Genomic DNA, 22,375 nt, shown 5'->3' on the forward strand with positions numbered 1-22,375 from the left:
GGATGGAGGCACGCCTCTTTCGTTGCAAGGCTCCACATGACTTCCAGACCTGCCAGGTTTTAAAAATTTGGCAGGTCTTCAGCATCCTACACGCCACAGGGATTGCCGAAATTCCCAGCTTAGGATTTCGTCAAAAACAGGCAAAAACTTCCACCGGATTGAAGGTCACGGTGGAGGTGTTGGCGGGCGTTTATGAGACCGGGAAAAATGCGCCGCGGATTTTCTCGAAAACATCAGGATCGTTTTTGATAAACATCTTCCTCGTTGGAATTATCGGGCTTTTCCGTAGCGGATTTCGGGAAGTTATTTTTGAGCCAATCCTTAATCGTCCCTGATCTTAAACGACTTTAACGCCCTGCATCAAAGCCGTTTGAGGGCGCAGAAAGCCCCGCGACCCACCTTTCCATCTGGTTGCAAAGGACGAGATAGGGGTACAAATGCGTCGGCGTGAGATCGCCAACCTCTTCGACAAGATCGAAATAACGCCTCATCTCGCCAGGCTCTTTGCATGCTGCGAAATACGCATCGCACGAAGGTGCCGAACTGGCGACGCTATCGAGCAACACATCGCCGGTCAGCGTCATCAGTTTTTCCCGCAAGGCACCGCCGACCCTGGCCTGCCAGACATCCTGGCTCGGCAACAGATTTAGCCGCTCGAAGACGGTATCGAGCCTCAGCAGCGCGGTGATTTCCCGATAGCGTCGTGAAACGGCCGCAAAATCCTGTTGCGCCTTTGCCGCCAGATCAACCAGCCATAAAAAATCATCCAGGCCGGCGATGAAAGCCATTCGGAGAGCAAGCTCACGGTCCAAGCCCCGGCCTTCATAGTGCGCCAGACGCGCTGCGGCCGGGGTCGCATTCAAGTCGACCTGCTCGCCGAAATAGCGCCATGCGTCCTGCAAATAACGCCGATAGCGCTCCATGGATGCCGCATCGGACCGGATTCGGCGCTGATGCCGCAACACCCAGCCGCAGAGGCGGTCGAGCCTGTTTTCGATGTCGAGCAGGCATTGATATTGCTGCGCCGCCGGAACCTGATTATCCAGACGTTCGATACGCCGCCGCAATTCATCCGCATCCAAGAGGCGTTCAAAGCCGAGATACCAATGGATCCGCTCCGACAAATCGTTTTTATCGCCGTCGGTAGGCGTACTCAAAAACCGGCAGCCCGCCTGATTGATGATCTTGTTGCTGATGAAGGTCGCCTTGATCTGCTCGGCTAACGGGTGCAGGGACAGCGCGTCTTGATAATCCTTCACGATCGGATCGGGAAAATAAGCGCTGAGATAGGCATCGCAACACGGATCGCCCAGCAGCGCCGAGCTCTCCTGAATCTCTCCGGTCAGAAACATTTTGGCGGCCGACATCAACACCGCAAACTCGGGTCGGGTAATCGCCTTGGCCGGCCGGCTCTGCACGTCTTTTTCGCCGGGGAACAACTCGCTGGCGCCTTCGAAAAAGCCCGCAGCCTCCAGACGCTCGGCGACCTGAAAAAACGGCGCCGCGCTTTCGGCCGCGCGCAATTGTTCCAGCGACAGGCATTGGCTCTGCGCATAATTGTCCGCCAACACCAACCGGCTGACCTGCTCGGTCATCTCGGCAAACAAGGCCTGGCCGCCGACCAGCCGGTTCTTCTTGGTCAGCAGCGTCAGAAAGATTTTCAGATTGACTTCATGATCGGAGGTATCGACGCCGGCTGAATTGTCGACCGCATCGGTATTGATGCGGCCGCCCTTCAGGCCGTATTCGATGCGCGCCAGCTGGGTAAAGCCCAGGTTCGCGCCCTCGCCTACCACCTTCGCGCGCAGCAGGGCCGCATCGACGCGCACATTGTCGTTCGCCCGGTCGGCGACCTCTTCATGTTTTTCGCTGCCGGCCTTCACATAGGTGCCGATACCGCCAAGCCACAGCAGATCGGTCTCGGCGGTCAGCAAATAGCGTATCAGCGATTCGCCGTCGAGCGAGCGGTAATGCACACCCAGCCATTTTTTGACCTCGGGCGACAAGGGAATGTCTTTCGCGGCGCGCGAATAGATACCGCCGCCTTGGGACAGCAGCGTGCGGTCGTAATCGTTCCAGGTGGAGCCCGGCAGTTCGAACAGCCGCTTGCGTTCCCGCAGCGCCGCCTCGCCCTCCGGCGGATTCGGATCGATGAAGATATGCTGACCGCTGAATGCCGCGCGCAAACGGATAGCTGGCGACAGCAGCATGCCGTTGCCGAATACGTCGCCGTCCATGCTGCCGACGCCGACTACGCTAAACGCCTCGCTCTGGATGTCTTTGCCGAGTTCGCGAAAATGCCGTTTGACGCACTCCCAGGCGCCGCGCGCGGTAATGCCCAAGACCTTGTGGTTATAGCCGTGCGAACCGCCGCTCGCGAACGCGTCGCCGAGCCAGAAGCGATAGTCTTTCGACAGCGCATTCGCGATGTCCGAAAACTGCGCGGTGCCCTTATCGGCCGCGACGACCAGATAGGGGTCGGGATCGTCGTACACGACCAGATGCGGCGGATGCGACACCGCCTGCGCCTCGTCATAATTGTCGGTCAGGTCGAGCAGCCCCCGGATCAGCGCCAGGTAAGCCTGTTTGCCGGCCTCTTTCACATCCACATCGCCCCGCAAACCGATGCTGGTCAACACGAAGCCGCCCTTCGCGCCGGTCGGCACGATCAGTGCGTTTTTGCTGATCTGGGTCTGCATCAGGCCGAGAATTTCGCCGCGAAAATCGTCTGGCCGGTCGGACCAGCGGATGCCGCCCCGCGACACCTTGCCGGCGCGCAGATGAATGCCCTGCATCGTCGCCGCATGCACATAAATCTCGTATTGCGGCTTCGGCGGCGGCATTTCGATCACGCCGAGGCTGTCGATCTTAAACGCGATCGCATAATCGGGAGATTGCCGGCGCAAATGGAAATTGCAGCGCATCGTCGCGTCGATCAGATTGAACAGGTTGCGCAAAATCCGGTCGTCATTCAGATCGGCGACCTTCTCCAGGCTTTGCAGCAATTCCAGATGCATCGGCAGCAGCGCCTGCTCTTCCCTGGTCTCGGCATCCTCGCCGGCCTGATAAGGCCTAAAACGCGCATCGAAATAATGAAACAGCGACAAGGCCACGCCAGGATTGCAGAGCAGCGCGCGGTGAATGCTCGCGCGGGTCGTGCGGTGGGCCAATTGCAGATAATAGTTTCGATAGGCGCGCAGCACATCAATTCCCTGCCAGTCCATGCCGGTCAGGATGATCAGCTTGTTCAGCGCATCGTTTTCGACGCGCCGCTCCAAAATTGCCTGAATCGCCGCCAACAGGCGCGGCCGGAGGCGCGCGATCGGCGCGCAGGGATTTTGCGCGGCCTTGATCGTGAAGCTTTTGATAAAATAAGAAGAACCTTCGACATCGGCGATGAATTGCACCTGGTCCATCGCCCGGAGGTTCAGGTTTTCGAGCACCGGGATGTATTCGTCAAGAAAGCGTTCCTCGCGGCTATAGAAATGCAGGCGGTAATGCTCGACTTTTTGGCACGGATTCAGCAATCCTGCCGACGGACAAGCTGCCGTCTGCAAGCGCTCCAGGTGCAGCATGTCTTTCAGCGCAAAGCGCGGCGGGACCAGCGCCTGATAATTCTCGGTCGCCAATGACCGATATTTCGCGCACAACGCGCGCCCCGCGTCCTTGCCCAAGGCGCGCTCGGCCAGTTTCAGCAAGTCATGCAGCCAGGTTTCGCCGGTTCCCTTCATCGCTGCCCCAGTCATTTCAGATGCTTGATGATTTCGAGCACGTTACCGTCGTTGATCCGATTGTAGGTGACCGAGTCCATGAACGTGCGAATGAAAAAAATACCCATGCCGCCTTCCTTCGGATGCTCGAAATCCGGAATGTCGACCTTCTCCAGATCGAAGCCCTGGCCATGGTCGTACACCTTGATATTCAATTCCTGATCGTCGATATGAATCGTGATTCGGACCGTGTCCTTCGGATCATTGTAATTGGCATGCTTGATCGCATTGGCGGTCGCCTCGGTCAACACCAGATTCAGATGGTAAGCCAGGGCCTCGCGATCGCCGGCATATTCCTCCAGATCCTTCGCAATCTGTTCACCGATACTGCCGATCAGATTCAGATACTTGGTCTGCGTCGGGATGATCACTTCAACCTGGATAATGGGATCGCACATGGTCAACCTTCAACTGTCACTTCCTAGGGCTTCTGTTAGATCACCATAAATCTCAAAAATTCGGTTCAGCCGTGTTAATTCGAACATCGACAGCACCTGCTGCTTACAGCCCGCCAAAATAAAGCGGCCCGACTTCGCCATCACGTTCTTGTGCCCGGACAACAGAGCGCCGAGCCCCGAACTGTCGATGAAGCGCACCTTGTCCAATTGCACGACGATATTGACCTCGCCCTGCTCGATCAGGCGCAGAAACATCTCTTTCAAGCCGGCCGAATTGTGCGCATCGATGCGCTCCTCAAGCACATTCAACACACTGTAGCCGTTGATTTTCTCCAGATTCGCATTCATCGCTGCTTCCATTTTATCGTTGTTCTGATTAAATCCCGCCTCTTGCCGGACCACGCCGGCAGGCTTCCCCGATTTCCCGCTGGCGAAGCCATTTTGAGCGGCCGGATCGTGACCATCGCTGGACTTTCGTTTCCCGGCTGATTATCATGCGAAGGACATCGTCTGTAAACGGTGTTCCGCTCCTAATCGCTCAGACAAACAAACACACTGTCTTGCTCATCGGCCATCAGCGCCGGAGCGTGGCCTTTCGCTGAGTGTACCATAATAACTATAAAGCTATTTGAGGTGTTCGATGTTAGAAAAACTGCAACCCGCCCCGATGTTCAGAGCGCTGAACCAGAACGGTCAACTGGTCAGCCTGTACGATTTCGCCGGCGACAAAAACATCGTCTTGTATTTCTATCCGAAAGACGACACCCCCGGCTGCACGATCGAAGCCAACGACTTTACCGCGCTCGCCGACGAATTCGCCAAGCTCGATACGGTCGTGATCGGCGTCAGCAAGGACACTTGCCAATGCCATGTCGATTTCATCAAGAAATATGACTTGAAAGTGGAACTGCTCGCGGACACCAAGGGCGAAATGTGCGTGAATTACGGGGTCTGGCGCGAACGCGAGAAAAACGGCGTTAAAAGCATGCACATCCTGCGTTCGACCTTCATCATCGACAAGGACGGCATCCTGCAGGACGTCGCCTACGGGGTCACACCGGAAGGCCATGCCCAGGCGACGCTGGACAAGCTGAAAAATCCGCAGCCTGAAGAACAGGAAGCGGCGGGGGAGGCAGAAGCCCCGACTGAATAAGCACTCTTCGGCCGGATGGTGGGCGGAAAGTCTCCGCCCACTAAAGGAATATGACTACCCCGTTCCTGCGCTGTGTGATGCTGGAACGTCACGGGCTGCACTATCACGCCGGAGCGCGGGAACGATGCAAAATACCTCGCTGGCTGAGCGAAGTCGAAGCCGGCTAGCCGTTCACCGACCCTTGCAGTCGGGTCATCCACGGTTCTTTCGTATGCGGATCGACATGGAACGCGAGCGCTTCGGGTTTGTGCAACAACCCTTCCTCGCCGGAGGCATGCGGATTGAGCTGGCGTTTTTCGACGAAGTCGATCAGCCGGCGGGTGTTGTAGATCAACAGCACCCGGTTGCCGTTTTGCACCGGATAAATCTGGTAGGCCACGTTACTCTCGTCAAACGCCGGATTGCGCGCGAGCAATCCTGCCAACCGGTCCTGGTCTCCCAGGGACAGCACGTTCAACAGCGAATCATAGCGCCAGGCGATGATCAGGCGCAAATGCTCGGCCAGGCCGCCGTCCCCCTGCTTCTCCCGCAAGATTTCCACCTGCTGGTCGGACAAGAGGAAGCTTTCGGCGACCAGATAATGCTTGCCGCGCTCGCCGTCGTTCGCGAACAGCGCCAGTTTGTCGAGCGCCGGGTCTTCGAGCGCGTTCAGAAACGATTCGGGCGAACGGATGTGCTTGTAGACGGTGATCACCCAGGGCAGCGCACGGCCGGCTTCTTCGAAGCGCGACTTCACGCTGTCGATCACGCCGGAGCGGAACAGTTCTTCCTCGCGCCCGTGCGGCTTCACGATGAAGGCATCGACCGCCGCGATCTGGGTATGGAAGCCGGCTTCCTTGAACTGCTTGACCAGGTTCGAATAACGCGGATGATAGGGGATGCTGGTACCGTCATAGAGCAGGTTGTAGCCGAAGGTGCGCGCATGATCGGCGACCATGTCGCGCAGGCGGTTCGCGAACGGCTCGACATAGACATAATCGTCGCTGTGATGGCCGGCGGTGGTCAGCACCAGGTATAAATCGCTGACCTTGCGGAACTCGTCCAATGACGCGATCACGAAATTGTCGCCGCACTGGGCTTTGGCGATCTCCTCGACCGCGGTCTTGCCGGAGCCGGCGCCGCCCATGCACATGAACAGCTTCGGGTTCGCATCCGGGGTTTTGCCTTCAAAAATGGCCGCTTTGGCCGCTTCCAGCTTCGCGATGATGTGGCCGAGCCGTTCGTAGGCGATTTCGACGCCGCGTTTCAGTCTCTCGTCGCCATCGGCCGCGATCAGCAAACGGATTTTCAATGCCTCGTTATTGGCCAGCTTGAAAATCGGCGTTTTGACGCCTTCGCATTGCCTGAGCAGTTCCATCAGCTCGGTATGGCTCGGCAGACGCAGACCGGTCAGCATGTTGATGTCCAGGCAGAACAGCGGCGCCACCTCATCCGCACCGACACGAACGCCGTCGATATCGTGTTTTCCCGCCTCGCGCAGCGATTCGGTGCCCGGCAAATAACCGATCACCCGCTCGGAAACCCGGCGCGGAAAATCCGCGAAATGTTTGCCCGCCACGAAGTCTTCTTCATGCACGCTGTCGAGCGGCACCAAACCGCCGTCGATTCTGACCAGGCAGTCGATGCCGTCCTCGGTGCGATGCGACAAAAACGGAATACCGCCGACGAAGGTTTTATGTTCCGGCCATTTGCCGAAAGCGTTCGGCTGGTTTTGCAGGCTTTGCGTACGCGAGGGATCGAGCGCATGTTCAAACGCGGTCGTCAGCGCGTCCAGCGAACTGCTCTGATCATGCAACGCCTGCGCGTCCTCGGCGCTCAGCCGGCGAAAATCGATGCCGGCCTCATAAACGCTCTTGAAGGCCGGCAGCTTGCCGAGCACGGTCATGAAAAAATCGAGCGTGATCCGGTTGCCGTACGAAAACGGCCGAATCCTGCGCATCTTCAGATAGAATCCGGCCAAGCGCTCGGCGATGTCGGCGGTGCGGATCACGAAGCCGTTATTGTCGAAAACGGCCGTGTCGCGGCACTTTTCATCGTCAAGCACGAGCCCCGCCACCGCCTTGCGGAATTGCTGGCGCTTGCCCGGATCGAGCATCGAGCCCGGGCGGTGCCTGACGGTCAACTGTTCCTTCCAGTCCTGATACATCTCCCGGTGAATGTGCGAGAACAGCTCGGTCAGATAGGTCACACGCTTGGTCTGATCGTGCGAAACGGTCGCCTCGTTCTCCTGGCGCAGCGCCGACAGCAGCACGCAGCCGCGCGCAATCGCCAAGACCGTGCGCAATTTCTTCAGTTGCTTATATCCCGGAATAGGGGGAAGGTCATTATTATTCATAAATCACGAAAGAAGGCGGGAAAGACGAAGCCGCGGAAAAACGCCCAAAACGGCCAATGGCCGCTTATTTTTTGCGGATATAAAAGATCTGCTGTCCCGCGTGCCGGGCAAACTCGATGATCTTATGCCCGGACTGGTCCGAATAAACGCCGATATCCAGATGCGCGGCCGGGTCGGTCGCGATCATTTTGACCACGGCGCCGCTGTCCATGTCCAGCAACGCTTTTTTCAGGCGCAGGAGCGGCAGCGGGCAATGCAGGCCCGTCGCGTCGACTTCGATATCAAATTCAACCATCGTTCGATTTTAACTGTAAAGACTCGGTAAAGACGCCCTATAATACCATTCTCCCAACTCTCCGAGAATGATCGCAGCGAAATGGATTATTTCCCTCTTTTTATCAACCTCAAGGACCAGCCCTGCCTGGTTATCGGCGGCGGCGAAGTGGCCGCCAGAAAGATCGAACTGTTGTCCCGGGCCGGCGCCCGCATCACCGTGGTGGCCGAGGAAATCGGCGGCAGCGTCGCCTCGATCCAAACCAGCCCGCCGTTGACCCTGCTGCAAAAGCGCTTTGCGGCCGAGGATCTGGGCGATTTTCGGCTGGTCGTATCGGCGACCGACGACGGCGAAACCAACGCCTGGGTCTCCCGCCTCGCTCGGGAACGGAACATTCCGGTCAACGTGGTCGACAACCCCACGCTATGCAGCTTCATCTTCCCGGCGATCATCGACAGGTCGCCGGTGGTCGCGGCGGTCTCCTCGGGCGGCGCCTCGCCGGTGCTGGCGCGGCTGCTTCGGGCCAAGATCGAAAGCGTCGTGCCGCCGAGTTACGGCCGCCTGGCCCGGCTTGCCGAAAAGTATCGAACTCAGGTCAAAGAGACGATTGCAAAGCCCGCGCTGCGGCGGATATTCTGGGAAAACCTGTTCCAGGGTCGCGCCGCCGAACTGGTGTATGCGGGCAAGGACGAAGAAGCCGAGCGCACTCTTCGGGACAGCCTGGCGCAAACCGATACCCAACAAGCTACCGGCGAAGTCTACCTGATCGGCGCGGGGCCAGGAGCCCCCGATTTATTGACCTTTCGCGCCTTGCGGCTGATGCAGCAGGCCGACGTGATCGTTTATGACCGCCTGGTCACGCCGGAGATTCTCGATCTGGCGCGGCGCGATGCGGAAAGGATTTATGTCGGCAAGCAGCGCGATGACCATACCCTGCCCCAGGAATCGATCAATGTCTTGCTGGCAGACCTCGCCAAAGCCGGCAAGCGCGTCGCGCGGCTGAAAGGCGGCGACCCCTTCATTTTCGGCCGCGGCGGCGAGGAAATCGAAACCCTGATGCAGCAAGACATCCCTTTTCAGGTCGTGCCCGGCATCACCGCCGCCTCCGGCTGCGCGACCTATGCCGGCATTCCGCTGACGCACCGCGATCATGCGCAGTCCTGCACCTTCGTGACCGGCCATCTGAAAGACGGCACGGTCAATCTGAACTGGACGCAACTGGCCGCGCCGAACCAGACGGTCGTGATCTACATGGGCTTGGTCGGACTGGAACAGATTTGCGCGGCGCTGATCGCCCACGGCAGCCCCAAAGACCTGCCGATCGCGTTGGTTCAGCAAGGCACCACCGAGCATCAGCGGGTGATTACCGGCACGCTCGCCACGCTGCCGGCCCAGGTCGCCGACGAACAGATCAAGGCGCCGACGCTGATCATCATCGGCACGGTCGTGAGCCTGCACAGCAAGCTGGAATGGTTCAAGACGACATAAAGGCGCCGCTAGTTGAATCGCCTAGCCCCAAACGGGCGTAAATCAACGGATTTTCGCCCGGAACGCTAGCCCTGATCGTCAATCCTTGCGATAATAACGCCGGTTCAATTCAGTCTGTGTTCATTGTCGGCAGCGATAATGGTTCGCAACGAATTGATAGCGCCGAGCGAAAAGAATAAGAATTGAAATTTCCTGTTAAATTCCTTATCCTTAGCGAGTTTAACCATTCATCGGACTGTTCTGCAGTCCTTTCACCATCAAGAGAGGTCAACATGAAAAAATCATTAGCCACATTCGCGGGTATCGCTTTGATCACATTGAGCGGCCAAGCTTTCTCCAGCGAAGCTAACGAAATCGGCAAAAAAATCTATGATCGTTCTTTCGGCCGTGGCTGCGGCACTTGCCACGACATCGCTTCTAACCCACAATTGCCTGCTTTGATCAAAGCCGGCACCCTGGACAGAGCGAAATTCGAACAAGTTCTGCGTGACGGCAGAGGCGGCATGCCAAAAGCGCTGGATGAAATCATGAAAAACCCAGCCGTTAAAAAAGCCGGCCTGACCGAAGAACTGGCGATCGACGATTTGTACGAATATCTGAAAAACAAATAAGCCTCTGCGCTTGGCAGGGTGTTGTATGACACCCTGCTCTAGGCCGCGAGTGGATTTTCGTAAACGCCAGTTTGTTTACCCAAATTCATCAGCCAATAAAAAAGCCGCGTCTGCCAACTGGCACACGCGGCTTTTTTATTTTCCGCAACAAACGCTTATTGTTTGTGCAGATAATTCTTGATCGTTTGACGGTAAGCCAAAAGATTCAGATTTTTAAACCAGATACCGGCGACCGCCGCGAGCATCAAGCCGCAGGACGCCAGACTGACATAGATCAGGCGCTTCAACTGCGACATCTCTTGCAGCACCTGCGCGTTGGTTTCGGCCGCCTTCTCGACTTTTTGCGCCGGCTCCGAATAAGAGCGCAGCACCTTCACGTCGTTTTTCAAATCCTCGATCGTGCCCAAAGAGCTTGCCGCCGTCCCCGTCTTGATGCTGTCTTCGAGCATCCTGAGCTTGCTTTCGATCGAACCGCTGACCAGACCGATCACTTGGCCTTTCAACGCATTCACTTCGGAGCTCAACACCGAATTGCCCTCGCCCGCATTCGCTGTCATCTGCTGTTTTTTCAGATAAGCACCGGACGGATAGGGCGGAACCACAAAATAACCGAGCACCGCGACCAAAACCGTCAACAGGCAAACAGTCCGCAGCAAAAATCGATTAGTCTTGATCAAAGCCTGAGTCGAGGGGATGCTTTGCAGCCTGCCTCGCACCTCGATGATCTGTGAATGAAATTCTTGATTTTCGCTCATCAAATAACGCCTCTTGAACCGGATAGTTGGCCCCCCTCTATCCGGCCCCATTCTTTTTATAGTTATGAAAAGATCGTAATGCTATGACTCGGCACGAATTATACAAGCTAATCGATCATCGCCGCATATAATTTTTGCGAATCAGCGCAATTGTTTTGCCGCCGCGATCCGCATCCGGAGCGCATTCAGCTTGATGAAGCCTTCGGCATCCTTTTGATTGTAGGCGCCGCCGTCATCCTCGAAAGTCGCGATGCTTTCATCGAACAGACTGTCGGTATCCGACTGACGGCCGACCACGATCACATTGCCTTTGTACAATTTGACCCTGACTTTACCGTTCACATTGACTTGCGACGCGTCGATCATCTGCTGCAGCATTTGGCGCTCCGGGCTCCACCAGTAGCCGTTATAGATCAACGACGCATAACGCGGCATCAACTCGTCCTTCAAATGCGCAACTTCGCGGTCCAAGGTCAATGATTCGATCGCGCGGTGCGCTTTCAGCATCACGGTGCCGGCCGGGGTTTCATAACAACCGCGCGACTTCATGCCGACATAGCGGTTTTCGACGATATCGAGCCGGCCGATACCGTTTGCGCCGGCGATCTTGTTCAGTTTTTCCATCACTTCGGCCGGAGAATGCGGCACATCGTCGATCGCGACGATGTCGCCTTGTTTGTAGGTCAATTCGAGATAGGTCGGCACGTCGGGCGCGGTTTCAGGCGAGACGGTCCAGCGCCACATGTCTTCTTCCGGCTCTGCCCACGGATCCTCGAGAATACGGCCTTCATAGGAAATGTGCAGCAGATTCGCGTCCATCGAATAAGGCGAGGCCTTGCCTTTCTTCATTTCGACCGGAATGCCGTGCTTTTCGGCATAGTCGAGCAGGGTTTGCCGCGAAGTCAGTTGCCATTCGCGCCATGGTGCGATGATGTGGATGTCGGGGCGCAAGGCATAGGCACCGAGCTCAAAGCGCACCTGGTCGTTGCCCTTGCCGGTCGCGCCGTGCGAAATCGCATCCGCACCCGTTTCGTTCGCGATCTCGATCAACCGCTTCGCGATCAATGGGCGCGCGATCGAGGTGCCAAGCAGGTATTCGCCTTCATAAATGGCATTGGCGCGGAACATCGGGAACACGAAATCGCGGGCGAATTCTTCGCGCAGATCATCGATATAGATTTCCTTGATGCCCAAAGACTGCGCCTTCGCGCGCGCGGGCTCGACTTCCTCGCCCTGCCCCAAATCGGCCGTGAAGGTGACGACTTCGCAGTCATAAACTTCCTGCAGCCATTTGAGAATCACGGAGGTGTCCAAGCCTCCGGAATATGCCAATACTACTTTTTTGATTTCCGACATAGCGCCTTAAATTTCTTGGTTAAAAATACCGCTAATTATACCGAAAGCGGGCTCAGGATGACAGGACCGCGAGATCGGCGATCTTTTTCCGCCAGATCACCGGCGCGGTTTCGTGCACCGAGACGCCCCGACTGTCGACCGCGACGGTGACCGGCATGTCTTCGACAATAAACTCATGGATCGCCTCCATGCCCAAATCCTCGAACGCGACCACGCGGGACTTGCGGATCGCCTTCGACACCAGATAGGCCGCGCCGCCGACCGCCATCAGATAGACGGCCTGGTGTTTCTTGATCGCGGCGATCGCTTCGGGGCCGCGTTCGGCCTTGCCGATCATGCCGAGCAAGCCGGTATGCGCGAGCATCGTTTCGGTGAATTTATCCATCCGTGTCGCGGTCGTCGGGCCCGCGGGACCGACCACTTCACCTTGCACCGGATCGACAGGCCCCACGTAATAGATGAATTTGTTCTTGAAATCGACGTTTTGCGGCAAGGCTTCGCCGCGCTGGATCAGGTCGCTAAGGCGCTTGTGCGCGGCATCACGCCCGGTCAGCAGCGTGCCGCTGAGCAGCAAGGTTTCGCCCGGTTGCCAGGAAGCCACCTCCTCGGCAGTCACCGCATCCAGATTGACCCTCCTCGCCGTAGCGCCCGCATCCTGGGTCACGGCCGGCCAATCGCCCAAACTCGGCGGCGTCAATTCGGCAGGCCCCGAGCCGTCCAGCACGAAATGCGCATGCCGGGTCGCGGCGCAATTCGGAATCATCGCGACCGGCAGATTCGCCGCATGGGTCGGATAATCGAGGATTTTAATGTCGAGCACGGTGGTCAGGCCGCCGAGCCCCTGCGCGCCGATGCCGAGCGCATTGACCTTATGATACAGGTCGAGGCGCAATTCCTCCAGCGCATTGCTCGGGCCGCGCTCTATCAGTTCGTTGATGTCGATGGATTCCATGCAGGCCTGTTTGGCCAGCAGCATCGCTTTTTCGGCGGTGCCGCCGATGCCGATGCCGAGAATGCCGGGCGGACACCAACCCGCGCCCATCGTCGGCACCGTCTTGAGTACCCAGTCGGCGATGCTGTCGGAAGGATTCAGCATCGCAAATTTGGACTTGGCTTCCGAGCCGCCGCCTTTCGCCGCGACCTCGACCTCGACCTTGTCGCCCGGCACGACTTCCATATGGATCACCGCCGGGGTGTTGTCTTTCGTGTTGACCCGCTTGCCGGCAGGGTCAGCCAAAACCGAGGCGCGCAATACGTTGTCGGAATGGAGATAGGCGCGCCGAACGCCTTCGTTGACCATGTCGGCGACGCTGATCTCCGCATCCCAACTCACCTGCATGCCGATCCTCAAAAACACCGTCACGATGCCGGTATCCTGGCAAATCGGCCGACGGCCTTCCGCGCACATCCGGGAATTGATCAGGATTTGCGCCATCGCGTCCTTCGCGGCAGGATTCCGCTCCTTCTGATAAGCGGCGTCGAGCGCCTGAATGAAATCGAGCGGATGGTAATAAGAAATATATTGCAGCGCATCGGCGATGCTTTGGATGAAATCGTCTTGTTTGATGATCGTCATACGGGGTGATTGCCGGAGGGATGGAACAGACATTAAATTTTTTTGACAGGTTCGACCGCGAGCGAAGCCGTCGAAAAGATTGAATCAAAACCGGGTGGATGCGTGCGCTTGGCGGCGCGATTGACCTCAACCTGCCAGGGTTCTTAAAACCTGGCAGGTCCGGGCCCTATGCGCCGTTAAATCGACTCGTCCATTTCTTCGATCGTCAGCGCCGATTTTTTCCGGTAATGCGGCAGGATGCTCATCAGCAGCGTGATCACCGTCGCCAGATACGGCACCGCCTGTACCGACAGCACGCCCATCCACAGCTTGCCGCTCAGATTGTCGAAATGCTCCAACGAGTTCATGCCGACGACGCCGGCGATCAGCAGCAACAGCAGGAACAATTCCTGGCGCACCACCATCAACCCTGCGAACAATGGCCCCTGTTTTTCATACTTCGGCGTACGCATGAAAGGCTTGCCCGGCACGAACATGCCCTGCCAAACGCCCCTGGCGACCGTATGGGTCAGCGCCAGGCCGGACAGCGAAGCGCCGATCGACTCCCAAACCGAGCACGGCACCTTGGCTTGATAGAGCCACAGGCTGCGCAGGATTTTAAAGCTAAACAAACCGATCGTCGGCAACAGGAACGCCGTCACCGGCAATTCGCTGTGAATCGGATCGAGGAAGATCACGCCGGTTAAAATCAAACTCGCTATCGTAAATATCAGCGCCAGCGCATCGGAAAACCACGGCAGCCAGCCGGCGACGAAATAGTAGCGCTGAGCCGAGGTCAACGGCGACTTCTTACTTGGCGTGAAGCTCTTCCAGTGCGCCTTGATGATCTGCATCGCGCCGTAAACCCAGCGGAAACGCTGCGTCATGTAACCGGACATGGTATCCGGCATCAGACCGCGGCCGAACGAATCCTTCACGTAAACCGAATCGTAGCCGGCTTCATACAGGCGCAGACCCAGTTCGCTGTCCTCGCAGATGCACCATTCGGACCACTTGCCGACCTCGAGCAGCGCCGACTTGCGCACCATCGTCATCGTGCCGTGCTGGATGATTGCATTGTATTCATTGCGCTGCACCATGCCGATGTTGAAAAAGCCGGCATATTCCCAATAACAGAAGCGTTTGAAGGTGTTCACATGACCGTCGCGGTAATCCTGCGGCGACTGCACGAAACCGACGTTCTCGTTATCGAAATAAGGCACCATCGCTTTGAGCCAGTCCGGCGACAGAATGTAATCGCTGTCGATCACCGCGATGATCTCGGCATCCGGCGCGGTCTCGGCGAGCGCATGGTTGATCGCGCCGGCCTTGAAACCGGGCCAGTTTTCCAGATGGTAAAAGCGGAACTTCTCGCCCAGCCGCTCGCAGTCCTCGCGTACCGGTTCCCACACGTCAGGGTCCTTGGTGTTGTTGTCCATCACCATGACTTCATAATGCGGATAATCGAGCTTGGCCAACGCTTCCAGCGTTTTCCGCACCATCATCGGCGGCTCGTTGTGAATCGGCAGATGAATGGAAACCTTCGGATAACGGAAATCCGGCGACGGCGTCAGCGGCTGAAAAGTGCGCGTGGTACGGCGGTGCCAGACCACTTCGACGATTTCCATCGTTTCGATCAAGAGAATCGTCAGCGCCAATATCTGCATCAGGATCAGCAAAATCCAGAAGGCGATCGTCAATTCGGTCTGATACTGTTGCGCGCCGATCGACACGGTCCAGAAGATGAACGATGCGGCCAGGTTCGTGATCACGCCGAAGAAGACGATACCCGGTAAGGCCAGTGTTCGGCGCGTAAACAAAAACAGCCCCATCAACACCGCACTGACGCCTGCCGCGCCGGTCGCCCAGTGCTTCCAGCCGGGTAAAGCCACGACCGCGCCGTCCATCGGGTATTTGGGCTGGCGGTCGGCATTGAAGATGCCCCAATAGGCGCCGGCCGAGCCTTCGATTTCCATTTTCCACGGCTGATCGAACGCTTCGACGATGTAGTAAGCGATCTTTTGCTCGGCGGCTCGGTTCAGAAACTCGCGCAGGAAAAACGCCTGATTCGCGCGCGAGGCGGTCGCATGTTTGTACGGTTGTCCGTCCGAAGGCCAACCGACCTCGGTAATCACGATCGGTTTGTCCGGATAGGCCTTCTTCAGTTCATTGTATTTTTCGAACACAAAATCGACCGCATCTTCGACCGCGATGCCGTTCCAGTACGGCAGGATATGAGCCCCGATGAAATCGACTTCGGCGACCAGTTCCGGGTGCTTCAGCCAGATGTCGAAGGTTTCGGAGGTACTGACCGGACGCCAGGTGCGCTTCTTGACCTCGCGGATATAGTCGATCAGCTGCTGTACCGGAATGTCGTTGCGGAACAGCACCTCGTTGCCGACCATCACCCGGACGATCTTGTTGTTGTTTTCGTTGCTGACCTGCAGCAGGGTCTCGATTTCCTGACGGTTTTTTTCGAGATCGCCGTCGATCCAGGCGCCGACGGTAGTATTCAGATTGTGCTTGGCGGCCAGTTCGGGGATCTTGTGCAGGCCTTTCAGCACGCTGTAGGTACGCACCGCATGCACCTTGTTTTCGAGCAGAGCCAAATCCTGATCGATTTCGGCCTCGGTCGGGAATTGACCGTTTTTCTGGGTGTACTCTTTGCGCCGGGGATCGAAAGTCACCCCCATCGTGGTCTTGGTCCAAGACTTCAATTGCAGCGGGTTGTTGATGTGGCTCCAAATGCTGAAATTGACCATGATCAGCACGGCCAAGGTTAGCAAAATCGTTAGTGTTCTTTTCATCAAGATACTCGAAAGTATTTTATAGTGAATGCGGTTATTGGGAGTGAAGATTTGGAAGGGTCGGCGGGCCAGTATTGATGGCGGCAACTCGATAAAACTCTCCTTGCCCGACCCTTTGGGCCGGCCAAATTATAAAGCAAATCGCCTTCGGCCAATGATAATTTTGAGAGACTTGCCCCGAGGCGGCTGTAAAGCCGCCTCGAGGGGAGAGATGGCAATCCTCTAGCTAATCATAGCCACAGCAAATGCCTTAATTTTAAGTCTTTTTGATATACAGATCGGTAATCGTGCCGTTGATCATTTCGGCAGCGAAACCGAAAGTCTCGGACAGGGTTGGGTGCGGATGGATCGTCAGCGCAATGTCATCCGCGTCGGCCCCCATTTCGAGCGCCAAGACCGCTTCCGCGATCAACTCGCCCGCGTTCGGACCGACCATGCCCGCGCCGAGTATCCGGCCGGTCTGCTTGTCGCAGAGGATCTTGGTCACGCCTTCCTTGCGGCCGAGGCTCAGCGAACGGCCGCTCGCGGCCCACGGGAATACGGCCTTGTCGTATTCGATGCTCTGCTGCTTGGCCTGAGTTTCACTCAGCCCCATCCAGGCGATTTCGGGATCGGTATAAGCGACCGAAGGAATCGTCAACGCATCGAAGCCGGCTTTATGGCCGGCCGCGACTTCGGCCGCGACCTTGCCTTCGTGCGCCGCCTTATGCGCCAGCATCGGATTGCCGACGATGTCGCCGATCGCGAAAATATTCGCCACATTCGTGCGCTGCTGCTTATCGACCGGAATGAAGCCCTGCTCGTTGACCGTGATGCCGGCCGCTTCCGCGCCGATCAGCTTGCCGTTCGGCCGCCGTCCGATCGCGACCAGCACCGCATCGAAAATATCCGACTCGGGCGCACCCTTGCCTTCGAACGAGACTTTCAGGCCGTCGGCCTGCGGCTCGATCGCCGTGACCCGGGTTTCGAGCCAGAGATTTTTGTATTGTTTCTTGATCTTCAGTTGCAGCGGTCTGACCAGATCCTTGTCGCAGCCCGGAATGATCTGATCCATCAATTCGACCACGCTGATTTCGGAGCCGAACGCATGATAGACGGTCGCCATTTCGAGGCCGATGATGCCGCCGCCGACGATCAACAGTTTCTTCGGGACCTGTTTCAGTTCCAAGGCATCGGTCGAATCCCACAAGCGCTCGTCATCGTTCGGGAAGCTCGGAATTCGGGTCGGATGCGAACCGGCCGCGATGATCGCCTGATCGAAAGTGATCGTCTTGACGCCCTCCGGCGTCTCGACTTCGACCGAATTCTTTGATGTAAAGCGGCCGGTGCCCTGGACGAGATTGATTTTACGCTGCTTGACCAGCCCCGCCAGCCCGTCATTCAACGATTTGCTGACGCTGGCTTTCCAGGCGCGAATCTTATCGATGTCGATTTCGGGCTTGCCGAATTTCAAACCGTGACTCTGCACATCTTCCGCTTCATGGATCAACTGCGCCATGTGCAGCAGCGCCTTCGACGGGATGCAGCCGACATTCAGACAGACGCCTCCCAATACCGGATAACGTTCGATCAAGGTGACCTGCTTGCCGAGATCGGCCGCGCGAAACGCCGCGGTATAACCGCCGGGGCCGCCGCCCAAAACCAAAACTTCCGAATGCAATGTTGCGTCGTTCATATCGCGATGAGTCTCCGGATTTCTTTAAAGTAACAGGCGGCGAAGATCGCCAAGATAATTTTTGATCGCGGCCATGAAGCGCGCGCCTTCGGCGCCGTCGATCACGCGGTGATCATAGGTCAGGTCCAGCGGCAGCATCAGGCGAGGAACAAATTCACTGCCATTCCAGACCGGCTGCATCTTGGCACGGGTGACCCCGAGAATCGCGACTTCCGGCGCATTCACGATCGGCGTGAAGGCGGTGCCGCCGATGCCGCCGAGGCTCGAAATGCTCATGCAGCCGCCCTGCATGTCGCCCGGCATCAGCTTGCCCTGGCGCGCCTTCTCGCTTTTCTCGGCGAGTTCTGTGGCCAATTGGTTGATGCTCTTCGTATCGACGTTGCGCAATACCGGAACGACCAGGCCGTTCGGGGTATCGACCGCGATGCCGATATTGTAATATTTCTTCAGGATCAGGCTCTCGCCGTCGCTCGACAAGGAGGCGTTGAAGCTCGGGAATTGCTGCATCGCCGCGACCACCGCCTTGATGATGAACATCAGGCCGGTGATCTTGACCTCGCCGTTCTTCTTTTCGGCATTGATCTGATTGCGGAACGCTTCCAGGTCGGTGATGTCGGCCTCGTCATGGTAGGTCACCATCGGCAGATTCAGCCAGACCCGGCCCAGATTTTGTCCGGTCAGGCGCTTGATCTTGCTCAATTTGACCGTTTCGGTGTCGCCGAACGGCGAGAAATCGACCGCCGGAATCGCCGGAATGCCGCCGCCAACCACAGCCGGTTCGGTCAGCGCCTTTTTGACATAGGCCTTCACGTCATCTTTCAGAATACGGCCTTTGCGGCCGGTGCCGGCGGTGACTTTCGCGATGTCGACGCCCAGCTCGCGCGCGAACAGGCGTACCGACGGCGAGGCGTGCGCGGCCACGGCGGCGCCGGTTTCCGAAATCGCGACCGGAGCGATCGGCGCCGCCTTCACGGGAGCGGGAGCGGGAGCCGGCACAGGCTCGGGCGCCTTTTCGACCTTCGGCGCTTCGACCGGAGCTGGCGGCGCTTTCGGCTCTTCCGCCTTGACGGCCGGCGCCACTCCTGCTGCCGCGGCGACCGTCGCAATCAAGGTGCCTTCGGACACCTTGTCGCCGCGCTTGATAAAGACTTCCTGGATCGTGCCGGCCGCGCTCGACGGCAAATCCATGCTGGCCTTGTCGGTTTCGAGCGAAGCGACCGTCTGCTCCAGTTCGACTATGTCGCCCGGCTTGATCAACACCTCGACCACATCGATATCGGCGACATTGCCGACATCGGGCACTCTAATTTCAACCAAATTCGTCATCTTCTTCCTTCTGCTTAAACTAACCAGGGCGCTTTGATCTCGGGATCGATGCCGTATTTGGCGATCGCGACTTCCACCTTCGACGCATCGAACTGACCCAAATCCGCAAGGCTCTTCAGCGCCGCAATCGTCACATGGTAGCGATCGACCTCGAAGAAACGGCGCAGATTTTCGCGGGTATCGGAACGGCCGAAACCGTCGGTACCCAACACCGTGAACGGCGCGGCGACATAAGGCCGAATCTGCTCGGCAAAGGCGCGGTTGTAATCGGTCGCGGCGATCACCGGCCCCTGCTGATTCGCGAGGCAATGGGTCACATGCGGAATCCGGGCCGGCTCGGTCGGATGCAGGCGGCTCCAGCGTTCCGACTCGCGGCCGTCGCGCGCCAGTTCGGTAAAGCTCGGGCAACTCCACAGATCGGCTTCGACGCCCCAGTCGTTGCGCAGCAATTCGGCCGCCGCCTCGACTTCGCGGAAGATCACGCCGGAACCCAGCAACTGCACGCGCGGGCCCTTCTTCTTTGCGCCCTGGCGGAAGCTGTACATGCCCTTCAGGATGTCCAGCTCGATGCCCTTCGGCATAGCCGGATGCTCGTAGTTTTCGTTCATCACGGTGATGTAATAGAAAATGTCTTCCTGATTCACATACATCCGGCGCAGACCGTCCTGAACGATCACCGCCAGTTCATAGGCATAGGTCGGATCGTAACTGATGCAGTTCGGCACGGTCGCGGACATCAGATGGCTGTGTCCGTCCTCGTGCTGGAGGCCTTCGCCGTTCAATGTAGTCCGCCCTGCGGTGCCGCCCATCAGGAAGCCGCGGGTCCGCTGGTCGGCGGCCGCCCAGATCAGATCGCCGACGCGCTGGAAACCGAACATCGAATAATAGATGAAGAAGGGAATCATCGGCACGTTGTGCGTCGAATAGGAGGTACCGGCCGCGATCCAGTCGCAGATGCCGCCCGCCTCGTTGATCCCTTCCTGCAGCACCTGACCGTGCTTGTCTTCCTTGTAGAACATCAATTGATCGGCATCCTGCGGCGTATAAAGCTGGCCGACCTGAGACCAGATGCCGAGTTGCCGGAACATGCCTTCCATCCCGAAGGTCCGCGATTCGTCCGGCACGATCGGCACGATGCGTTTGCCGATGTTCTTGTCTTTCACCAGGATGTTCAACAAGCGCACGAACGCCATCGTGGTCGAAATTTCGCGGCCTTCGCCGGTCGCTTCCAGCAGCCCTTTGAAATCGCTCAGTACCGGTACGTCCAGCGCATAAGACTTCGCTCTTCTGGCCGGCAGATGGCCGCCCAATTCGGCACGGCGCTGCTGCATGTAGGCCAGTTCTTTCGAGCCTTCCGGAAAAGTCAGATAAGGCAGATCGTGCAATTGTTCGTCGCTGACCGGCAGATGGTAACGGTCGCGGAAATGACTCAATGAGCTTTCGCTCATCTTCTTTTGTTGGTGGGTGATGTTTTGCGCCTGGCCGGACTCGCCCATGCCGTAGCCCTTGATCGTTTTCGCGAGAATCACGGTCGGCTGGCCTTCGTGCGTGACCGCCGCCTGGAATGCCGCAAACACCTTCGCCGAATCATGGCCGCCGCGGTTCAATTCCCAGATGTCGCGATCGGACCAGTCGGCGACCATCGCCCTGAGTTCCGGGGTATTGAAGAAATGCTCGCGCACATAGGCGCCGTCCTTCGCCTTGAAGGTCTGATAATCGCCGTCGACGCATTCCATCATCCGTTTCGCGAGCAAGCCCTCGGTGTCGCGCGCCAGCAGCGTATCCCAGCGCTGTCCCCAGACCACCTTGATCACGTTCCAGCCGGCGCCGCGGAATTCGCTTTCGAGTTCCTGAATGATCTTGCCGTTGCCGCGCACCGGACCGTCCAGCCGCTGCAGGTTGCAGTTGACCACGAAGATCAGGTTGTCGAGTTTCTCGCGTCCGGCGAGGCCGATCGCGCCGAGTGATTCCGGCTCGTCGGTTTCGCCGTCGCCGAGGAAGCTCCACACCTTCCGCCCTGAGGTATCGGCCAGACCGCGTCCTTGCAGATAGCGCATGAAGCGCGCCTGATAGATCGCCATGATCGGACCGAGGCCCATCGATACGGTCGGGAATTGCCAGAAATTCGGCATCAACCACGGATGCGGATAAGACGACAAGCCTTTGCCGCCGACTTCCTGACGGAAACTGTCGAGTTGCTCTTCGGTCAAGCGGCCGAGCAGAAACGCGCGCGCATAATCGCCGGGCGTCAAATGGCCCTGGGTAAAGATCAGATCGCCGTCATGCTGATCGGAGGGCGCGCGCCAGAAATGATTATATCCGACTTCATATAAGGTAGCCGCGGACGCGAAACTCGCGATATGACCACCGACATTGGTGTGCTTGTTCGCCCTGAGTACCATCATCATCGCATTCCAGCGCACATAGGCACGGATTTTTTGTTCGATGTCATGATCGCCGGGGTATTTGGCCTGTCTCGCGACCGGAATCGTATTCAGATAGGCGGTATTCGCGCTGAACGGCACGTCGAAACCGCAATGGCGCGCGACCGCAACCAACTGCTCGATCAGAAAATGCGCACGTTCGTTGCCGTCTTTTTCCAGAACGGCCTGCAAGGCCTCAACCCATTCCCTCGTTTCAGCCGGATCGATGTCGTTCTGTCCGGTAATTTCTGAAATTAAATTGTTGGCCATTCTATGTTCCTGTTCTTGCGAGTGGTGTTTGAATTCGTTGCGAGTGAAATTGATTCATTTCCGGGGCATCCCCCCCAAGGTTCCGTCCCTATTTGCAATTGCAAAATCGCTTTAACAGACAGCGGAGCCATCAGACCTCGTCTTAAAAAGGCGCATAGTATATAACAAATGGGAACGCT

Annotated in this window: 16 protein-coding genes; 4 read left to right on the forward strand and 12 right to left on the reverse strand. The window is 57.6% G+C overall.

Annotated elements, in window-relative coordinates:
* The first annotated feature begins 2 nt into the window (after positions 1-2).
* Positions 3-335: a hypothetical protein gene (locus ACEPPP_RS02710; protein WP_374089526.1), complete on the forward strand. Its 333-nt coding sequence runs from the start codon at positions 3-5 to the stop codon at positions 333-335.
* A gap of 12 nt (positions 336-347) precedes the next feature.
* On the opposite strand, the gene ACEPPP_RS02715 is transcribed toward ACEPPP_RS02710, so the two are convergent.
* From ACEPPP_RS02715 to ACEPPP_RS02725, 3 genes are read right to left on the reverse strand one after another with little or no spacing between them, the layout of a single operon-like run.
* Complete coding sequence (locus ACEPPP_RS02715; RefSeq protein ID WP_374089527.1) at positions 348-3,731, reverse strand: NAD-glutamate dehydrogenase domain-containing protein; 3,384 nt, start codon at positions 3,729-3,731, stop codon at positions 348-350.
* 11 nt (positions 3,732-3,742) lie between these two features.
* Positions 3,743-4,168 carry an ATP-binding protein gene (locus ACEPPP_RS02720; RefSeq protein WP_024296908.1) on the reverse strand — a complete coding sequence of 142 codons (426 nt, stop codon included), beginning with the start codon at positions 4,166-4,168 and terminating at the stop codon, positions 3,743-3,745.
* Positions 4,169-4,177: 9 nt separating this feature from the next.
* Positions 4,178-4,516, reverse strand: coding sequence for an STAS domain-containing protein (locus tag ACEPPP_RS02725; RefSeq protein ID WP_374089528.1), 339 nt, complete (start codon positions 4,514-4,516; stop codon positions 4,178-4,180).
* A 292-nt stretch (positions 4,517-4,808) separates the two neighbouring features.
* Between ACEPPP_RS02725 and ACEPPP_RS02730 the strand changes: the two genes are divergently transcribed.
* The gene (locus tag ACEPPP_RS02730; RefSeq protein WP_374089529.1) at positions 4,809-5,321 is read left to right on the forward strand and encodes a peroxiredoxin; all 513 of its coding nucleotides are present in this window, start codon (positions 4,809-4,811) and stop codon (positions 5,319-5,321) included.
* Positions 5,322-5,484: 163 nt separating this feature from the next.
* On the opposite strand, the gene ACEPPP_RS02735 is transcribed toward ACEPPP_RS02730, so the two are convergent.
* Both ACEPPP_RS02735 and ACEPPP_RS02740 read right to left on the reverse strand, forming a co-directional pair.
* Positions 5,485-7,656, reverse strand: a complete 2,172-nt coding sequence (locus ACEPPP_RS02735; RefSeq protein ID WP_374089530.1) for a zeta toxin family protein — start codon at positions 7,654-7,656, stop codon at positions 5,485-5,487.
* Between the two features lie 64 nt (positions 7,657-7,720).
* Positions 7,721-7,951 (reverse strand): sulfurtransferase TusA family protein, encoded by a 231-nt coding sequence (locus ACEPPP_RS02740; RefSeq protein ID WP_374089531.1) that lies wholly within the window; start codon positions 7,949-7,951, stop codon positions 7,721-7,723.
* 81 nt (positions 7,952-8,032) lie between these two features.
* Here ACEPPP_RS02740 and cysG point away from each other — a divergent pair, with 81 nt between their 5' ends.
* Entirely contained in the window at positions 8,033-9,418 is a 1,386-nt protein-coding gene (gene cysG, locus ACEPPP_RS02745) for a siroheme synthase CysG (protein ID WP_374089532.1), read from the forward strand.
* A gap of 272 nt (positions 9,419-9,690) precedes the next feature.
* Positions 9,691-10,029 carry a c-type cytochrome gene (locus ACEPPP_RS02750; protein WP_374090868.1) on the forward strand — a complete coding sequence of 113 codons (339 nt, stop codon included), beginning with the start codon at positions 9,691-9,693 and terminating at the stop codon, positions 10,027-10,029.
* A 155-nt stretch (positions 10,030-10,184) separates the two neighbouring features.
* Here ACEPPP_RS02750 and ACEPPP_RS02755 read toward each other — a convergent pair whose 3' ends face one another.
* From ACEPPP_RS02755 to aceE, 7 genes are all read right to left on the reverse strand, one after another.
* Positions 10,185-10,784 carry a hypothetical protein gene (locus ACEPPP_RS02755; protein ID WP_374089533.1) on the reverse strand — a complete coding sequence of 200 codons (600 nt, stop codon included), beginning with the start codon at positions 10,782-10,784 and terminating at the stop codon, positions 10,185-10,187.
* A 141-nt stretch (positions 10,785-10,925) separates the two neighbouring features.
* Complete coding sequence (locus tag ACEPPP_RS02760) at positions 10,926-12,140, reverse strand: argininosuccinate synthase (protein ID WP_374089534.1); 1,215 nt, start codon at positions 12,138-12,140, stop codon at positions 10,926-10,928.
* A 52-nt stretch (positions 12,141-12,192) separates the two neighbouring features.
* A complete protein-coding gene (locus ACEPPP_RS02765) occupies positions 12,193-13,716 on the reverse strand; it encodes a fumarate hydratase (RefSeq protein ID WP_374089535.1) in 1,524 nt (507 codons plus the stop codon).
* Positions 13,717-13,892: 176 nt separating this feature from the next.
* Positions 13,893-16,502: a glycosyltransferase gene (locus tag ACEPPP_RS02770; protein ID WP_374089536.1), complete on the reverse strand. Its 2,610-nt coding sequence runs from the start codon at positions 16,500-16,502 to the stop codon at positions 13,893-13,895.
* A gap of 256 nt (positions 16,503-16,758) precedes the next feature.
* A complete protein-coding gene (gene lpdA, locus ACEPPP_RS02775; protein WP_374089537.1) occupies positions 16,759-18,177 on the reverse strand; it encodes a dihydrolipoyl dehydrogenase in 1,419 nt (472 codons plus the stop codon).
* Positions 18,178-18,201: 24 nt separating this feature from the next.
* Positions 18,202-19,503: a 2-oxo acid dehydrogenase subunit E2 gene (locus tag ACEPPP_RS02780; RefSeq protein ID WP_374089538.1), complete on the reverse strand. Its 1,302-nt coding sequence runs from the start codon at positions 19,501-19,503 to the stop codon at positions 18,202-18,204.
* Between the two features lie 14 nt (positions 19,504-19,517).
* The gene (aceE, locus tag ACEPPP_RS02785) at positions 19,518-22,196 is read right to left on the reverse strand and encodes a pyruvate dehydrogenase (acetyl-transferring), homodimeric type (protein WP_374089539.1); all 2,679 of its coding nucleotides are present in this window, start codon (positions 22,194-22,196) and stop codon (positions 19,518-19,520) included.
* Positions 22,197-22,375: the final 179 nt, after the last annotated feature.

The sequence above is a fragment of the Methylomicrobium lacus genome (assembly GCF_041897535.1).
GTDB classification, from domain to species: domain Bacteria; phylum Pseudomonadota; class Gammaproteobacteria; order Methylococcales; family Methylomonadaceae; genus Methylomicrobium; species Methylomicrobium lacus_A.

What these genes read in the sequence shown, in the direction of transcription:
- ACEPPP_RS02710 (WP_374089526.1), top strand. Translation starts at nt 3, where the DNA reads ATGGAGGCACGCCTCTTTCGTTGCAAGGCTCCACATGACTTCCAGACC.
- ACEPPP_RS02715 (WP_374089527.1), bottom strand. Translation starts at nt 3,731, where the DNA reads ATGAAGGGAACCGGCGAAACCTGGCTGCATGACTTGCTGAAACTGGCC.
- ACEPPP_RS02720 (WP_024296908.1), bottom strand. Translation starts at nt 4,168, where the DNA reads ATGTGCGATCCCATTATCCAGGTTGAAGTGATCATCCCGACGCAGACC.
- ACEPPP_RS02725 (WP_374089528.1), bottom strand. Translation starts at nt 4,516, where the DNA reads ATGAATGCGAATCTGGAGAAAATCAACGGCTACAGTGTGTTGAATGTG.
- ACEPPP_RS02730 (WP_374089529.1), top strand. Translation starts at nt 4,809, where the DNA reads ATGTTAGAAAAACTGCAACCCGCCCCGATGTTCAGAGCGCTGAACCAG.
- ACEPPP_RS02735 (WP_374089530.1), bottom strand. Translation starts at nt 7,656, where the DNA reads ATGAATAATAATGACCTTCCCCCTATTCCGGGATATAAGCAACTGAAG.
- ACEPPP_RS02740 (WP_374089531.1), bottom strand. Translation starts at nt 7,951, where the DNA reads ATGGTTGAATTTGATATCGAAGTCGACGCGACGGGCCTGCATTGCCCG.
- cysG (WP_374089532.1), top strand. Translation starts at nt 8,033, where the DNA reads ATGGATTATTTCCCTCTTTTTATCAACCTCAAGGACCAGCCCTGCCTG.
- ACEPPP_RS02750 (WP_374090868.1), top strand. Translation starts at nt 9,691, where the DNA reads ATGAAAAAATCATTAGCCACATTCGCGGGTATCGCTTTGATCACATTG.
- ACEPPP_RS02755 (WP_374089533.1), bottom strand. Translation starts at nt 10,784, where the DNA reads ATGAGCGAAAATCAAGAATTTCATTCACAGATCATCGAGGTGCGAGGC.
- ACEPPP_RS02760 (WP_374089534.1), bottom strand. Translation starts at nt 12,140, where the DNA reads ATGTCGGAAATCAAAAAAGTAGTATTGGCATATTCCGGAGGCTTGGAC.
- ACEPPP_RS02765 (WP_374089535.1), bottom strand. Translation starts at nt 13,716, where the DNA reads ATGACGATCATCAAACAAGACGATTTCATCCAAAGCATCGCCGATGCG.
- ACEPPP_RS02770 (WP_374089536.1), bottom strand. Translation starts at nt 16,502, where the DNA reads ATGAAAAGAACACTAACGATTTTGCTAACCTTGGCCGTGCTGATCATG.
- lpdA (WP_374089537.1), bottom strand. Translation starts at nt 18,177, where the DNA reads ATGAACGACGCAACATTGCATTCGGAAGTTTTGGTTTTGGGCGGCGGC.
- ACEPPP_RS02780 (WP_374089538.1), bottom strand. Translation starts at nt 19,503, where the DNA reads ATGACGAATTTGGTTGAAATTAGAGTGCCCGATGTCGGCAATGTCGCC.
- aceE (WP_374089539.1), bottom strand. Translation starts at nt 22,196, where the DNA reads ATGGCCAACAATTTAATTTCAGAAATTACCGGACAGAACGACATCGAT.